This window comes from Cupriavidus sp. GW822-FHT06G04 (assembly GCF_058799075.1).
This window is the reverse complement of sequence record NZ_JBXALD010000003.1, coordinates 126076-141804: the sequence shown is the minus strand read 5'-3', so window position 1 is coordinate 141804 and position 15729 is coordinate 126076. Positions and strand designations below refer to the sequence as shown.

The following is a 15729-nucleotide window of genomic DNA, read 5'->3' as shown; positions in this document are numbered from 1 at the left end:
GCCGCACGGCAAGCTTGCGCATCATTCTGTCGTCGCTCCCTTGATTTCGTCGTGACGCTTTTCCATTTCTTGGCGCAGCGCGCGGCGTTGCTTGGCCGCTTCGAAACGCTGGCGCTCCACCTCGTCGCGCGGCTGCAGCGGCGGCACTTCTGCCGGCGTGCCGTTGTCGTCCACCGCCACCATCGTGAAATAGCAGCTGTTGGTATGCCGCACGACCTTGCTGCGAATATTCTCGGTCACCACCTTGATGCCGATTTCCATCGAACTGCGGCCGGTGAAATTGACCGCGGCCAGGAAGGTCACGAGTTCGCCGACATGAATCGGCTGGCGAAACACCACCTGGTCCACCGACAGCGTCACCACGTAGCGGCCGGCATAACGGCTGGCGCATGCGTAGGCCACCATGTCGAGGTATTTGAGAATGGTGCCGCCGTGGACGTTGCCGGAGAAATTGGCCATGTCCGGCGTCATCAGCACGGTCATGGAAAGCTGGTGGGACAGATCGTTCATCGCAGAAAATCCAGAAATCGAGCCTGAGGCGCGGGCAGTGTAACTCGACGCGCGCGCAAATGGCGTGCCGAATGCTGCAATCGCGCGGCGGGCATCGCTAAACCGGTATTGGAACGATGAACCGACGGCGGTTCGGAATGGATCGCCCAAAAGAAAAGCGGCCCGTCAGGCCGCTCTCTTTACTGCTGGGACACGATGCGCTTACTTCTTCTTGTTCACGGCGTCCTTGAAACCCTGGCCAGCGGAGAATTTCACCGTCTTGGCGGCCGGAATCTTGATCGTTTCGCCGGTGCGCGGATTGCGACCGGTACGGGCTGCACGCTTGCCCGAGCTGAAGCTGCCAAATCCTACCAGCGTAACCGAGTCCCCCTTGGCCACTGCCTTCTTGATACTGTCCAGCGCAGCGTTCAGCGCGCGCTCGGCGGCGGCATTGCTGAGTTCTGCTTCCGCGGCGATGGCCGATACCAGTTCACCTTTATTCATGGCTGATTTCCCTTGTTGGTCGTCGTCACCGAACCTTTATGCCAGTTGGCAAAAGTCCGATCGGCGCAGTCTAATCTGCCCTTTGCGGCTTGGGCAATCCCTAGTGGCACCGAAGCAACGAAAACTGCCGGAAATCGTTCTCCGACAAGACTTAGCGGGCGTTTTACCCCTTTATTTGCCCGATCGGTTCGTCACTTTTGGCGAGGTTGACGCATCGAACGGCGCACTTCGTCAAGGCGACAGGAAAATGGCGTTTACGCCACGAATGCGCCATTTTCATGTGCTTGGACGCCCACATGAGGTGCAACGCACAAATGCCCGGATTCGGTGCGAAAGCCCATGGCGCACCGAATTGGTTCTGCCGATGACTTCGTCATGCGTCGTTTTGGCGCATCGATGCGGACGGCTATCGGCCACGGCGCCAGAACTGGCAAGCCGACACCGCAGTCCATGGTCCCCGAACACCCCATGCAGGTGCGCTGCGCACCGTCTTTGCGCGCCAATCCCCATAAATGACAATTTCTGGAACGGTATTTGCTTACTCATGCGCCCATTTTGAGCATGAGATCACAATGGACAACTTGAAGACTGGCACGGATGCCTTGTTCATCCTGCTCGGCGCAATCATGGTGCTGGCGATGCACGCAGGGTTCGCCTTTCTAGAACTGGGTACCGTGCGCAAGAAAAACCAGGTAAATGCGCTCGTGAAAATCCTGGTCGATTTTGCGGTATCGACGTTGGCGTATTTCTTTATCGGCTATACCGTGGCGTACGGTGTGCAATTCTTTGCCGGCGCCGAAACGCTGGCGCAAAAGAACGGCCATGAACTGGTCAAGTTCTTCTTTTTGGCTACGTTTGCGGCGGCCATTCCCGCCATCATTTCAGGCGGCATCGCCGAACGCTCGCGTTTCAACCCACAGCTGATTGCCACCTTTGTTCTGGTGGGCTTTATCTATCCGTTTTTCGAAGGCATCGCCTGGAACAATCGCTTCGGCATTCAGGACTGGATCAGCGCCGTGGCAGGCGCGCCGTTCCATGATTTTGCCGGTTCGGTCGTAGTGCATGCGGTCGGCGGCTGGATCGCGCTGCCAGCGGTGTTGCTGCTCGGCGCGCGGCGCGGGCGTTATCAGAAGGATGGCCGCATCAGCGCACATCCTCCGTCGAATATCCCGTTCCTCGCGCTCGGCGCCTGGGTGCTGGCGGTCGGTTGGTTCGGCTTCAACGTGATGAGCGCGCAGACCATCGACAAGATCAGCGGGTTGGTCGCGATCAATTCCCTGATGGCGATGGTCGGCGGCACGCTGGCGGCATGGGCCGTGGGGCGCAATGACCCCGGCTTTGCGTACAACGGCCCGCTGGCCGGGCTGGTGGCCGTATGTGCCGGCTCGGACCTGATGCACCCGCTCGGCGCATTGATCACGGGCGCCGTGGCCGGCGTGCTGTTCGTCTACATGTTCACGCTTGCACAAAATAAATGGCGCATCGATGACGTGCTGGGCGTGTGGCCACTGCACGGCCTGTGCGGCGCGTGGGGCGGTATCGCCGCCGGCATTTTTGGCGCGAAGGCGCTGGGCGGCATTGGCGGCGTATCGTTGCTGGCGCAATTGATCGGCACACTCATGGGCGTGGTCATTGCACTGGCGGGCGGCGCCGTGGTCTACGGGGCGCTCAAGAAGCTGGTGGGAATCCGGTTGGATCCGGAAGAGGAGTTCAACGGCGCGGACCTGACGCTGCACCGCATTTCCGCCACCGCGGAGCGCGAAACCAACTGGTAACCGCATGGCGCGCCACGCGCCAGGGACACGGTGATCGTCAAGGAAAAACGGCTGGACATGAGGTCCGGCCGTTTTGCTTTCCATTCACAAAGATTGCCTTGAAGTTTCATGGCGACGCGCCCAATAATGCCCTTGCCCGTTCCGAAACGCCGACACACGCGTGTCTCGCGATCCTGACATTATCAGCAGCGTTTGCTCTTTCGCTGTCCGTGATTCTTCCCTGCCCGTTCATCACAGGAGCGTGTCCCATGGATACCACCTCACTGCAAAGCATTCGCGATGTCATCTACGGCTACGCCACCGTATTCGGCATAAAGGTCCTGGCGGCCCTGGCGTTCTGGGTCGTGGGCCGATGGCTGATCCATTTCGTGGTCCGTCTGGTCCAGAAATCGCTGTCGAGGCAAAGCGTCGATCCCACGCTGCTGCGCTATGTCGGCTCGATCGTGACGGTCACGCTCAATGTCGTGCTGGTGATCGGCATCCTCGGATACTTCGGCATCCAGACCACCACCTTCGCCGCACTGATTGCCGCGGCGGGCGTGGCGATCGGCATGGCGTGGTCCGGCCTGATGGCCAACTTCGCGGCCGGTGCATTCCTGGTGGTGTTGCGTCCGTTCAAGGTCGGCGATTTCGTGACCATTGGCGGCATCACAGGCACGGTGCGCGAAATCGGTTTGTTTTCGACCTCGATCGACACGCCTGACAACGTCATGACCGTGATCGGCAACAACAAGATCTTCAGCGACACCATCCAGAACTTCAGCGCCAATTCGTATCGCCGCGTCGAACTGAAAGCCCAACTCGCCGGCACCACGGACGCGATGGCCGCGATTGCGCTGCTCAAGGAAAAAATCGCCGCGATCCCCAACGTGCTAAGCGATCCGCCGGTCGACGTGGAGATCCTGGAATTTACACTGGTGGGCCCGGTGCTGGCCGTGCGGCCGCATTGCCACAACGACCACTACTGGCAGGTGTATTTCGATACCAATCGCACGATTCGCGACAGCTTCGGCCAGGCCGGATTTGCCGCGCCGATGCCTGCGCAACTGGTGGTCATGCAAAGCGCGCCTGCCGTGTCGATCGCGCCTGTCGAGCCCGCCAACCAGGCCGCGTGATGGCATACGGGACGACATAACGGACGGCATAACGGACGGCATAAGCAACGAAGAACCGGCGCGGCGCAACGCATGCGACGCGCCGTGCCTGACGTGCATGCCGGCCGATGTGCCATGGAACTATGCGGCAGGACGGGGCCTGTGTACGCCGGCCCGGCCATAGAGGCGCAGCAGCACCGCGCCGCTGCCGCAGATCGCCATGACCACGGCCAGCGGCAACGCCGTGCCGTCGTGCCACAGGCTGACTGCCGCACCGGCCAGCGTGCCGAAGCCGAACTGCAACGTGCCCATCAGCGCCGAAGCCGTGCCGGCGCGATGACTCTGGTGCGCCAGCGCGAGTGCCGACGCATTGGGCGTGATGCAGCCGAGTCCGGCAAGGAATACGAAGAAGCAGAGCAGCAGCACCGGTAACGATGCCACGCCCGCCAGTGCGGTGGCCGCCAGCACCAGGCCCGCCAGGCATGGTGCAAACAACGCGTGGCGCAGCACGTCATCGAGCGCGCGCGCCCGCACCAGCCGCGCGTTGACCTGCGACATTGCGATCAGGCCAAACGCGTTGGCGCCGAAAACGAAGCCGTAGTGGGAGGGATCGATGCCATGCAGTTCGATCAGCACGAACGGCGAGCCTGCGATGTAGGCAAACATGCCGCCCTGCACGCATCCCGCCGCCAGCGAATAGCCGAGGAATTCACGATCGCGCAGCAGCTCCCAGTAGCTGCGCAGCACCGTACCCGGATGCAGGGTGCGGCGTCGCTGCGGATCGAGCGATTCTTCCATGCGTGCATGCACCAGCCACAGCAGCAGCACCGCCGCGCCGGCATGAATCCAGAAGATGGCGCGCCATCCGCTGGCCGCCAGCACCGCGCCGCCAATCAGCGGAGCGAGGATCGGCGCCAGGCCCATCACCAGCATCAGCGACGAAAACGCACGCGCGGATTCACGCGCCTCGAGCCTGTCGCGTATCACCGCGCGCGACACGACCAGCCCGGTGCACCCGCCCAGCGCCTGCAGAAAACGCCACAGCATCAGCGATTCGACGCTCGTCGCCATGGCACATCCGGCCGCTGCCAGTCCGTAGAGTGCCAGTCCGATATAGAGCGGCGCCTTGCGGCCAAAGCGATCGCTGATCGGCCCGTAAAAAGCCTGACCGATTGCCAGCCCCACCAGGAACGTGCCCAGCGTGAGCTGTACCTGGCCGATATCGGTATGCAGATCGGCAGCCAGCGCAGGAAAGCTCGGCAGGTACATGTCGATCGAAAGCGGCGCGATAGCGGTCAGCGACGCGCAGATCAGCAGCCAGAGGGGAAAGCGCGCACTGGAAGGCGAGCTTGTCGAGGACGTCATGGGGGGAATCCGCAAAAGGCAAGACGCAATTGTTGCATAGCACGCCAGCGCGTTGCGGCGCGCCCGTCAAGTCGTCCGAAGTAGCGTGGAAAATCCGCTGCACAGCGTCTGCACGCACGGCAACTTGGGTGGCGTGGCTTTCACGTGCAGCGGGGTGGAGGGTACAATGCGTGCCTGTCGGGACGGATGTCATCCAGTCCACGGAGTCAGACGCATCGCGGGCGACGGATCATCACGGGACCGTCCCCGGCACCGTTATCCCGCATGACCATACGACCCAAGCCGTTTATCGCTACGCTGAGCCTGGTTGCCCTTGCAGCCTTGCCGTCGCTGCCCGCAAGGGCCGCGCCGGGCAGGCCGCCCGCTGTGGCATCCGCACCGTCGCCCGCGCCCGTGGTGGTCGACGAAGCCGAAGCACTGGCGCGCATGCTCAAGGGCGCCGCCACCGGCCAGAACACCGGCGGCGCCGGCGTCCCCGAACTGCTGCGCAATACCAATCGGCCAGACAGCGTGCTGGCGCGCGCCTGCCGTCAGCTCAACGATGCGCTGCCCATGGAAATCGATGGCGAAACGCGTCTGCGGCGTTGCCAGTCGATCCCCGGCAAACACGTCCTGTTCCAGCTCGAACTGACCAACTATCGCGGACCGATGCTCGATCTGGCCAGCTTCGAGGTCAGCTATGCTGCGCCGCTCCAGCGCAACATCTGCGCCAATCGCGACGTCGAAATTCTCACCAAGCTTGGCGTGAGCATGATGTTCCGCTATATGACCCGCAACGACCGTGGCGAACGCCGCGTCGGCGACGTCTATATCAACGCGCCGATCTGCGTATCGGCACTGCGATAAATCGCCGAGTCGTTTAAAACTTTGCGGTTCTTATGCCAGCGGCTTCCGGATAGTCGCGCCCAATAAAAAAGGCAAGCACCCGGCTTGCCTTTTCTCTGAAAGCGCCCCTGCGCGCTTATGCCGCGCGTGGTCGCAATGGCAACACGTTGGGCGCGCGGCGCATCAGCACCCGTGTCTCCTTCCACGCCGCATCGGCCAGCGGCGAACCCCAAACCAGTTCGTGCAGCTTCGACAAGGCAAACGGATCGCCAAGCAGGATGTGCTTCTGCGCTGCGGACAGCGAGTTCGGGCCGTTGGTCAGCGCGTGCTGCACCAGCGACGCGTGCTGCATGCGCGCGGTCTGCGGCTGGATCGTGCGCGCGCTGGCAGTGGCGCACATCAGCGCATTGGCTACTGGGTCGACCACCGCATCGACAAACTTCGGCGGCTCCTGCGCGCTCTCCACATGCTGCTGCGTCTCGACGATTTCTCGCGGCACGACCGATTCTTCGGGAATCATGAACAGGCCGGCTCGGCGTGCGGCGCGTCCCAGCGACACGCGCGACAGCATCACCGAAAGCGGAATCGATAGCGCCAGCGAACCGACGATTGGCAGCAGCCACCAGATGAAACCCGGGCTGAGCCAGTACACGCCGGCGCCCCACACCAGACCCAGCACCGTGTGCCAGCCATGGCGACGGAACGCTTCGCCCCAGGTGGTCTCCGCGTCTTCGCGCGGGGGCGACTTCCACGAGATGCCCCAGCCGCTGTACGCGGCAATCACGAACTTGGTGTGGAACAGCATGCGCGTGGGCGCGAGCAACGCCGAGAACGTCATCTCGATCAACATGCTGAGGAACAGGCGGACCACACCGCCATACTGCCTGGCATCCCTGAGCAGCAGGATCACGCTGGCCAGCTTTGGCAGAAACAGCAGGGTGGCCGTGGCCGAGAACAGCGCCAGGGCCTTTTCCGGATGCCATTCCGGCCACGTCGGAAACAGCTGGTAGGGCTTGGTGAAATACTCGGGTGGCACCAGCGCGTGCTTGGCCAGCGCGGCCGTCGACAGCAGCAGGAACAGGAACCACAGCGGCGCCGACACATAGGCCATGATGCCGGTGAGGAACACCGCGCGGTGCACCGCGTGGAACCCTTGCTTCATCCACAGCCTGAAGTTCATCAGGTTGCCCTGGCACCAGCGCCGGTCGCGCTTGACTTCGTCGAGCAGGTTCGGCGGCAGTTCTTCGAACGAGCCCGGCAGGTCATAGGCGATCCACACGCCCCAGCCCGCGCGGCGCATCATGGCCGCTTCGACGAAGTCATGCGAGAGGATTTCGCCGGACAACGGCCCCTTGCCCGGCAATGGCGCCAGCCCGCAGTGCTCCATGAAAGGCTTCACGCGGATGATGGCGTTGTGGCCCCAGTAGTGCGATTCGCCCAGTTGCCAATAGTGCAGGCCCGCGGTGAACAGCGGCCCATAGACGCGCGTCGAGAACTGCTGCACACGGGCGTAAAGCGTGTCGCGCCCCACTGCCAGCGGCGCGGTCTGGATGATGCCGGCGCCGGGATTCGCTTCCATCAGCCGGGTGAGCGTGGCCAGGCACTCGCCGCTCATGACGCTGTCCGCATCGAGCACGATCATGTAGCGATACTTGCTGCCCCAGCGGCGGCAGAAGTCCGCGACGTTGCCGGTCTTGCGCTTCACGCGGTGGCGGCGCCAGCGATAGAAGATCCGGCCGAACCCGCCCACCGCGCGGCAGATCTCCATCCACGCATCGTGTTCGGCGGTGCGCAGGTCGGGATTGCCGCTATCGGACAACACGAAGAAATCGAAATGCTGCAGTTCGCCCGTGCGCTCCAGCGATTCGTACGTCGCGCGCAATCCGGCAAACACGCGCGTCACGTCCTCGTTGCAGATCGGCATGATGACCGCGGTGCGCGCGTCGGCGGGGATCGGCGCATCGCTGGCTGCGGTGCGCGATATCAGATGCCGGTCGCCGCCCTTTAGCAGCACAAGGAATCCCATCATCGCCGTCCAGAACCCCGCGGACACCCACGCGAACAGGATGGCGAACAGCGCAAGAATGGCCGCTTCAAGCGGATCGGCGCCGTGATAGGGCAGCACCTTGGCCATGAAATAAGTGGCCATGATGGTTTGGACGACTACCAGCGCCAGCAGGAACCAGCGGCGATGCGAGCCGGCCGGATGCCATTTGCCTTCGGCATCGGGGCCGTCGTGCAGCGTATCCCAGGTTTCCGGCACCGGCGGGCGGCCGAGCATGCGGCGCCACGCGTTGCGCAGACCGCCCCAGATGATGTGCGGCGGCCATTGCCGCGGCACCATCGACGCGCGCTGCGGCTCGGGACCGGTGGCGACATGCACGGTGCCGTCGTCGCGCCGTTGCAGCAACGGCTTGCCGTCGACCTGCGGATTGCCGTAGGCCATCGTGAAGCGGCGTCCGACCGATGCGTATGTGGCGCCGCCCGGCGCGTTGCCTTGGTTCAAAGCGTTCGCGTCCTTGTCCTTCGGATCGCGCCCAGCCAGGCGCGTCTGCAATTCAATCATGGCCGATGGCACCTCGATCCCTTCGGTCGGGACGCTCGACATCAGCGACTTCGGGGTATCGGCCAGCAACTCGCTACGCAGTTCGGGCGAAGCCGGCAGCCGATCGACATATCGCTCGCATGCTGCCGCCGCCTGGGCCGGGCGCTGCTTTAGCCGGGGGGTAAGATGTAGCTCCATGTCTCGGATAGCGTTGTATTGCCGTTGCGAAGATAGCCGCGCAACTCAACCGGCTTGTTCTCGTCCTTGCGCCGCATGAACATCGTCATGCGCCAGCCACCCGTGGCCTCGTTGCGCTGGACCGTTGTCTTGAGCACTTCGCCATTGGCGTCCGCCGAAACCACCGGATCCAGCCGCACCTCTTCGGGCAGCCGCTTGAACGCCGGTCCTTCGAAGTCCACCACCAGCGAAAAACTGGTGTCGTCCTGCTTGCGCGTCATGCCTTGTCCGCGGCGCGTCTGCGTGACCCACGACAGCGGCGGCAGGTTCTCGCCGTCCTTCTGCCATTTCAGCCGGTATTCGTAGTCGAACGCCTGCTTGGGCTTGGGCGGGTTGTCGGGCACCCAGAAAGCCACCACGTTGTCGTTGGTCTCATCGGGCGTCGGAATCTGCACCAGCTCCACGCGGCCCGATCCCCAATTGCCCCTGGGCTCGACCCACGCGCTCGGCCTGCGCTCGTACCACGCGCCGATTTCCTGGTAATTGTCGAAGCTGCGGTCGCGCTGCATCAGCCCGTAACCCTGCGGATTGGTGGCGCCGAAGGACGTCACCAGCAGGCGCTTCGGATTGACCAGCGGACGCCAGATCCACTCTCCGGTGCCGAGCTGCACCGACAGGCCGTCGGAGTCATGCACTTCCGGACGGAAGTCCGCCGTCTGGGACGGCTGGTTCTCGCCGAACAGATACATGCTGGTGAGCGGCGCCAGACCCAGCTTGGTCACGTTCTCGCGCAGGAACAGCCGCGACTTCACTTCCATCACGGTCTCGTTGCCAGGCTTGATGATGAAGCGATACGCGCCACTCATGCGGCGCGAGTCCATCAGCGCGTAGATCGTCAGTTGCTTGTCGTTGGGGCCGGGACGTTCGATCCAGTATTCGACGAAGCGTGGAAATTCCTCGCCCGAATTCAGCGCGGTATCGACCGCGAGACCGCGCGCCGACAGGCCATACCACTGGTCCTTGCCGACCGCGCGGAAATAGCTCGCGCCGAGGAACGACGCCAGTTCATCCTTGCGCTTGCCCTGGTTGAGCGGATACATCAACCGGAAGCCGGCAAATCCCAGCCCCTTGAGCTTGGCCGCGTCCACCTTGTGCGATCCATAGTTGAATGCCGCCGGATCGAAGCGGAATTCACGCACGCTGTTGTTGACCACCTCGTTGATCCTGACGGGCTGGTCGAACACCATGCCTTCGTGGAAAAACGAGATCTCGAACGGCAGGCGAGCGCCGCGCCAGGCAAAGCGCTCAGGCTTGTATTCGATCTCGCGATACCGCTCGTACGACAGGTCCTTCAACTCGCGCGGCAACTCCTGCGCCTTGACCGGCTTGTACGGCGACCCCGACAACTGCCGCGCACGCGCCGCCACCGTTTCGAAGTCGAACGCATGCGCGGAAAGCGCCATCACGGCCAGCACGCCACCGCTTAACCATCGTCCCAGCCCGGGCATCCTGCCGACGTATCGGCGCGCGGGCGCGGCGGTCGGACGATGGGCGGAATGGAGCGATGTCGGGTGAGCGGACATGAAAGCCGATAGCAGGGTTGGTGGGAAATCAGGCCACCGGACGGAGCGTGCCGTCCGGAGTGCGTCGGAAAATTTCAACTGATGGCCGGAGCAAAAGACGGACCAGGCAGTAACACGACGGTGACGATGTCGAAAGCGTGCTCAAACCTGGAGGAAAAACGATGCATGGAGCTTGTCGCGATTGTTGCATTGCGATTGCCGAACCTTATCAATCCGCGCCTTAAAAGTCACGTTTCGGTGCCGCAACGTTTGAAACAAAATGTCTCACCGGTGGGCTGAAAGCCGCATCCGGCGTGGGTTTGCGGGCGCAAGACAAGCATAGGCCATGTGCGCGTATGCCATGGGCGCTATCGGCACGGGCAATATTTGACGAGATCGACGCCTTGCGGACCGGTCCGCCGCACTGCGCGCCCCCGACTTTGTGCATCGCAATGCGCCTAAGCCGACATCCCGAGATTACAATCGGCGGCATCAAGGCTTTTCACCAACAAGGAACCGCCATGCCCGTTCTGCGCCAATTCCGCCCCGCCGTCGCCGCCGGCGTCGGCCTCGCACTGCTTATCGGCTCCGCCCAGCCCGCACTCGCCTATTTCGAGAACTACCTGTCCGGCAGCATCGTCGGCACGCTGACGCAGAAGGAAGCGGCGTCGCTGCAGAAAGCCGTGCGCACTGCGCTCAAGGACACTGAGGACAACAAGGTGGTGGAATGGCACTACCCCGCCGAGGGTCGGCGTCAGGCCGTGGATGGCACGATCAGCCCCGTCGCCACCAAGACCGACAACGGCCAGACCTGCCGACGTTTGAAATCGGAACTGCAGCGCGGCAGCGCCACCGAAGCGTGGTCGGGCTGGTTCTGCAAGCAGTCGGACGGCACCTGGAAAGCACGCCACGTGGCGGACTGACGGCTGACAAACGCCGCGATTGCCGGCTGCATTTCCGGCCGCGTCCGGTAAATCCGGCCCGGGACGCGGATCCGATTTACCGGCGCAACGGAGCGCCTAGCGGCACAGGCGAGCGACCAGATCGCCCGCCAGCGTGCCGGAGGCCGCCGGCTGTGGCATGCCGGACTGGGGACCGCGCATCGTATAAAGCGAATCGCCGCGCGCGTAGCGCTTGCTGTACAGCGTCTGTTCGATTACGGCGTACATCGACGTGGCACAGTTCAGCACCATCCGCTTCAAAGAGGAGCGAATTGTGTCGCCGCTGGTGGTCTTGATCACGCCAGGCGGCACGTTATGCACCAATGCCACGCCGACCTCGACACCGCGTCGGCGGATCGACGTCTGGTCCAGATAGGAAATCATGCCGTTGGTGCCCATCAGCGGCAGCCAGCGCTGGGGATCCGGGGGCGCGGGGTCGGCGGAAGCCACCATCGTGCAGCCATCGCGCGGCGACGCACGAAACACCGTGCCGCCCGCGGCGCCCTGGCATTGATACAGCGCGCTCGCCGCGGCTGGCCGCACAGGGACGTTGTTGAGAGGCGCCACACCATTCGATTCGGCCTGCGCGACAAGACTGAAACACGCGCCAACAAGCAGCGTCACGCGCGAGAAAATGCGAAAAAACATCGGGAAACCCTCATAAGGACGGGAAAAAAGGCCCCGGCATTTTCGCACAGCATGGGCGCATCGCAGCACGATAGGCGATGAACAATTGTCCTCAACGAGCATGGCCGATGCGGTTCGAAGGCGATCTGGCGCGCGGCGCGCGGCGCGCGCCCTGCCCCGTCAACCGTGGATTTCGCGCCAGGCGACCAGATCGGCAATCGTCAGCACCGGCAGTTGATACATCTGCGCAAAGGCCAGCGCTTCCGCGCGGCGCGCCATGGTGCCGTCGGGATTCATCAGTTCGCACAGCACAGCCGCCGGCGTCAGTCCCGCCATGCGGGCCAGCTCGACCGAGCCCTCGGTATGCCCGCGGCGCTGCAGCACGCCGCCGTCCACGGCCACCAGCGGGAATACATGCCCCGGACTGACCACGGCATCAATGCCGGCATCGTCGGCGATGGCGGCGCGAATCGTGGTGATGCGGTCCGCCGCGCTGACGCCGGTGCTCACGCCCTCGCGCGCCTCGATCGACACGGTAAACGCCGTGCCGTACTGACTGCGATTGTTCTCGACCATCGGGCGCAGGCCCAGCTGGCGCACCTTTTCGGCGGTCAGGCACAGGCATACGATGCCGCTGCATTCGCGGATCATCATCGCCATATTGGCCTGCGTCAGGCATTCGGCCGCAAGAATCAGGTCCGCTTCGTTTTCGCGGTCATCGTCGTCGAGCAACACAACGGGCCGCCCTTCGCGCATGGCATCGAGCGCCTGCGCGATGCGTTCGCCAAGCGGACGCGCATCGGCATCGGACGCGGCAACGCTATCGCCAGGCAGTTCCGACAGATTGGACGGGGAAGTTTGGGTAAGAGTCAGCATTGGTGAAACGCTCCGTGCAGTAATGTTTCCATGGGCGTTTCAGGGGAACGATCAGCAAAACGCGCAAGACACAACAGCACGCCGCGCGACCATGGCCGCGAGCGTACGTAAATGCATGCGAATTTCGCCCATCTTCTTTCATCCGGACTATGACCGTCGGCCCTGGCATCTCACCAGATCTGCTGACCCCGCACGGGAATGCGGGCGCTCGCGGGCTCGTGGCTACGCATCTTTCGACACCTGCCACATACCGCCGGTGGGGACTTTCACCCCGCCCTGAAGACGTAACGACGCCGCTGCGGCGTGACGGCGACAGCGGCGGGGTGATGTTAGCACGAGTGTGCTTTTCTGGCGGAAGTACGACGCTATGCCGCGGGCGCGGCGGCGGGCGCCGTTGGAGATGGCGCCTTCGCAAGCGATTCGAACACCTGCCGCGTGGCATCGTCGGCGGGAAAGAAACACTCGATGCGCATTTCCTGCAGCGTCACGTCCCGCGGATTGCCGAGCGTGGTCAGCGTGGAAAACAGCGACGCCCGAAAATCTCCGGCGTGCACCACCACTGGCAATAGCGGGCCGGGCGAACTCTCCTGCGCATCGTCGTCGGCCAGCAGCATGCCGCCCGGCCCGACCATATCGGGATGCCAGGCCGCGATGCGCCGGAATATCTCGCGCGCGGCCTGATCATGCGCCTGCACCTGCAGTTCCTGCCAGACACGCCGCAACAGGTAGCGCCCCACCTGGCGCGCGTTCTCGATCACCGGCCACAGCCCGTTGGGATCGAATACCGCCAGCATCAGGTTGATGCGCCCGTGCGCATCGTCCAGCGTGGTTGGCGCGCGCCCCGCGAGCAGCTTGTCGAGCATGCGGCGGTACGCCTGATTGGCGTCGATCAGGTTCCAGAATCGATCGAGCACGACCGCCGGATATGGCTCCTGCTTGGACAGGATCAGCGCGATCGCATGACGCACCATCTGCATCGGCGGCGATGCCAGCGTGTGCTCGCTGTATGCCGGCGCGTAGCCGCTGGCCAGCAGCAGCGCGTTGCGTTGCCGCAGCGGCACGCCAAGCCGATCGGCCAGCGCTACCACCATTTCGCGGCTCGGCCGCGCACGACCAGACTCGAGAAAACTGATATGCCGTTGCGAAACACCCGCGGCCAGCGACAGCGCCAGTTGGCTATAGCCGCGCTTGCCGCGCCAGTAGCGCAAGAGTCCAGGAAAATCGAGAGCGGTTTCAGAACCGGGCGTGAGCGTTTCCATGGCTGGCATTACAGCACGGGCTGTAGTGCTGCGCGACTACCTGCAACGTAATTGGCGCAATTCAGCGACAAGCCAGAGTTGGACGCGGCACGCGCCTTTCAGACAATTCGCATGGCGGCGGTGCGGGAGCAGCGATAAACCTTGGCGATGGATTGCTTGCCATGCCCGGCTCCGTCCAGGGGACATCGCCCGGCATTGCCGCAGTGGCCCCACGGACGGCATGAATATTGCTGTGTTTAGGTGCTTTGCACGCCACTGCGACACAGCGGTGCAAGGTGCGAATGGTATGCTCTGATTTTTCAATTCCCGCGCGCACAGGGCGCGCACCCTGATGGAAATAGCCATACTCTTGGCGCTCATTTTGCTTAACGGCCTGTTCGCCATGTCCGAAATCGCGCTCGTCACGGCCCGCAAGGCCAGATTGCAGCGCTATATCGACGAAGGCGACCGCGGCGCCATGGCGGCCGTGAAGCTTGGAGAAGATCCCACCCGATTTCTGTCCACTGTACAGATCGGCATCACATCGATCGGCGTACTGAATGGCGTGGTTGGCGAATCCACGCTCGCCACGCCGCTCGCCATCTGGCTGCAGGGCGTGGCAGGCCTGCCGGCGACCACGGCCGGCTACGCGGCCACCGCCATCGTTGTGGCGGGCCTGACCTACTTCTCGATCGTGCTGGGCGAACTCGTGCCCAAGCGCCTGGGCCAGATGGCGCCCGAGGCCATCGCACGCCTGGCGGCGCGCCCCATCTCGTTTCTTTCCGTCGCGTCCAAGCCATTCGTCAAGCTGCTGTCCGGCTCCACGCAACTGGTGCTGCGCTTAATGGGCGTCAAGACCGACCGGGGCCCCGCTGTAACCGAGGAAGAAATCCACGCGCTTCTGGTGGAGGGTTCGGAAGCTGGCGTGATCGAGCGCCACGAGCACACGATGGTGCGCAACGTATTCCGCCTGGACGACCGCCAGTTGGCGTCGCTGATGGTGCCGCGCGGTGACGTGGTCTATCTCGATGTCGAGGCGACCGAAGAAGAGAACATCCGTCGCATCGAAGAATCCGATCACTCGCGCTTTCCGGTGGTGCGCGGCGGCATGCACGACATCCTGGGCGTCGTCAGCGCACGCCAGCTGCTGGCGCGTCGCCTGCGCGGCGAAAAGGCCGACCTGACCGCTGTGCTGCAGGCCGCGGTATTTGTGCCGGAAAGCGTTACCGGCATGGAGCTGCTCGAAAACTTCCGCTCTTCGGGCGGGCAGATCGCTTTCGTAATCGACGAGTACGGCGAAGTATTGGGTCTGGTCACGCTGCAGGATTTGATCGAGGCAATTACCGGCGAATTCAAGACCGAAACGGCAGGCGAGGAATGGGCGGTGCAGCGCGACGACGGTTCGTGGCTGCTGGACGGCCTGATTCCGATCCCGGAACTCAAGGATCGCATCGGCCTGCGCTCGGTTCCCGAGGAAGACAAGGAGCGTTATCACACGCTGTCCGGCATGCTGCTGCTGTTGCTGGGACGCCTGCCGCAAACTGCCGACTCCGTGCAGTGGGCCGACTGGAAGTTCGAAATCATCGACATGGACGGCAAACGCATCGACAAGGTGCTGGCTTCGCGCATCCCTCCCGAGGACGGTCCGGAACCCGAAACGACTGGCTGATCTTGCCAACGATCGATTCCCGCATGCGGGAAACAACAACCA

Annotated in this window: 14 protein-coding genes and 1 riboswitch; of the genes, 6 read left to right on the top strand and 8 right to left on the bottom strand. The window is 63.4% G+C overall.

Annotation, left to right across the window (positions count from 1 at the left end):
• Positions 1 to 21 precede the first annotated feature (21 nt).
• Both AC1RKI_RS07930 and AC1RKI_RS07925 read right to left on the bottom strand, forming a co-directional pair.
• Positions 22 to 510 carry an acyl-CoA thioesterase gene (locus tag AC1RKI_RS07930; protein ID WP_061956662.1) on the bottom strand — a complete coding sequence of 163 codons (489 nt, stop codon included), beginning with the start codon at positions 508 to 510 and terminating at the stop codon, positions 22 to 24.
• Between the two features lie 201 nt (positions 511 to 711).
• Positions 712 to 993 carry an HU family DNA-binding protein gene (locus AC1RKI_RS07925; protein ID WP_008651272.1) on the bottom strand — a complete coding sequence of 94 codons (282 nt, stop codon included), beginning with the start codon at positions 991 to 993 and terminating at the stop codon, positions 712 to 714.
• Between the two features lie 572 nt (positions 994 to 1565).
• Here AC1RKI_RS07925 and AC1RKI_RS07920 point away from each other — a divergent pair.
• Together AC1RKI_RS07920 and AC1RKI_RS07915 are read left to right on the top strand one after the other, a co-directional pair.
• Positions 1566 to 2768 carry an ammonium transporter gene (locus AC1RKI_RS07920; protein ID WP_061956660.1) on the top strand — a complete coding sequence of 401 codons (1203 nt, stop codon included), beginning with the start codon at positions 1566 to 1568 and terminating at the stop codon, positions 2766 to 2768.
• Between the two features lie 248 nt (positions 2769 to 3016).
• Positions 3017 to 3883 carry a mechanosensitive ion channel family protein gene (locus tag AC1RKI_RS07915; protein WP_061956658.1) on the top strand — a complete coding sequence of 289 codons (867 nt, stop codon included), beginning with the start codon at positions 3017 to 3019 and terminating at the stop codon, positions 3881 to 3883.
• A 120-nt stretch (positions 3884 to 4003) separates the two neighbouring features.
• On the opposite strand, the gene AC1RKI_RS07910 is transcribed toward AC1RKI_RS07915, so the two are convergent.
• The gene (locus AC1RKI_RS07910; protein ID WP_061956656.1) at positions 4004 to 5227 is read right to left on the bottom strand and encodes a Bcr/CflA family multidrug efflux MFS transporter; all 1224 of its coding nucleotides are present in this window, start codon (positions 5225 to 5227) and stop codon (positions 4004 to 4006) included.
• Between the two features lie 264 nt (positions 5228 to 5491).
• Here AC1RKI_RS07910 and AC1RKI_RS07905 point away from each other — a divergent pair, with 264 nt between their 5' ends.
• Complete coding sequence (locus AC1RKI_RS07905) at positions 5492 to 6073, top strand: hypothetical protein (RefSeq protein WP_061956654.1); 582 nt, start codon at positions 5492 to 5494, stop codon at positions 6071 to 6073.
• A 115-nt stretch (positions 6074 to 6188) separates the two neighbouring features.
• Here the strand turns inward: AC1RKI_RS07905 and mdoH are convergent, their stop codons facing one another.
• Together mdoH and AC1RKI_RS07895 are read right to left on the bottom strand one after the other, a co-directional pair.
• Positions 6189 to 8795 (bottom strand): glucans biosynthesis glucosyltransferase MdoH, encoded by a 2607-nt coding sequence (gene mdoH / locus AC1RKI_RS07900; RefSeq protein ID WP_084003964.1) that lies wholly within the window; start codon positions 8793 to 8795, stop codon positions 6189 to 6191.
• Positions 8768 to 10282, bottom strand: a complete 1515-nt coding sequence (locus AC1RKI_RS07895) for a glucan biosynthesis protein G (protein WP_150980766.1) — start codon at positions 10280 to 10282, stop codon at positions 8768 to 8770. The genes mdoH and AC1RKI_RS07895 overlap by 28 nt, the downstream gene beginning before the upstream one ends.
• A gap of 156 nt (positions 10283 to 10438) precedes the next feature.
• Here AC1RKI_RS07895 and AC1RKI_RS07890 point away from each other — a divergent pair, with 156 nt between their 5' ends.
• On the top strand, positions 10439 to 10636 hold the full coding sequence (locus tag AC1RKI_RS07890) for a hypothetical protein (RefSeq protein ID WP_150980563.1): 198 nt from the start codon (positions 10439 to 10441) through the stop codon (positions 10634 to 10636).
• Between the two features lie 221 nt (positions 10637 to 10857).
• Positions 10858 to 11259: an RT0821/Lpp0805 family surface protein gene (locus tag AC1RKI_RS07885; RefSeq protein ID WP_061956734.1), complete on the top strand. Its 402-nt coding sequence runs from the start codon at positions 10858 to 10860 to the stop codon at positions 11257 to 11259.
• A gap of 96 nt (positions 11260 to 11355) precedes the next feature.
• On the opposite strand, the gene AC1RKI_RS07880 is transcribed toward AC1RKI_RS07885, so the two are convergent.
• The 3 genes from AC1RKI_RS07880 to AC1RKI_RS07870 all read right to left on the bottom strand — a co-directional run bounded on the left by AC1RKI_RS07880 (position 11356) and on the right by AC1RKI_RS07870 (position 14039).
• A complete protein-coding gene (locus AC1RKI_RS07880) occupies positions 11356 to 11925 on the bottom strand; it encodes a surface-adhesin E family protein (protein ID WP_244787973.1) in 570 nt (189 codons plus the stop codon).
• Positions 11926 to 12084: 159 nt separating this feature from the next.
• Positions 12085 to 12780, bottom strand: a complete 696-nt coding sequence (gene ribB / locus AC1RKI_RS07875; RefSeq protein ID WP_492796134.1) for a 3,4-dihydroxy-2-butanone-4-phosphate synthase — start codon at positions 12778 to 12780, stop codon at positions 12085 to 12087.
• Between the two features lie 126 nt (positions 12781 to 12906).
• Positions 12907 to 13068: riboswitch (FMN riboswitch) on the bottom strand.
• A 77-nt stretch (positions 13069 to 13145) separates the two neighbouring features.
• The gene (locus tag AC1RKI_RS07870; RefSeq protein ID WP_244787975.1) at positions 13146 to 14039 is read right to left on the bottom strand and encodes a helix-turn-helix domain-containing protein; all 894 of its coding nucleotides are present in this window, start codon (positions 14037 to 14039) and stop codon (positions 13146 to 13148) included.
• A gap of 331 nt (positions 14040 to 14370) precedes the next feature.
• On the opposite strand from AC1RKI_RS07870, the gene AC1RKI_RS07865 reads away from it, so the two are divergent.
• Positions 14371 to 15687 (top strand): hemolysin family protein, encoded by a 1317-nt coding sequence (locus tag AC1RKI_RS07865; protein ID WP_492796137.1) that lies wholly within the window; start codon positions 14371 to 14373, stop codon positions 15685 to 15687.
• Positions 15688 to 15729: the final 42 nt, after the last annotated feature.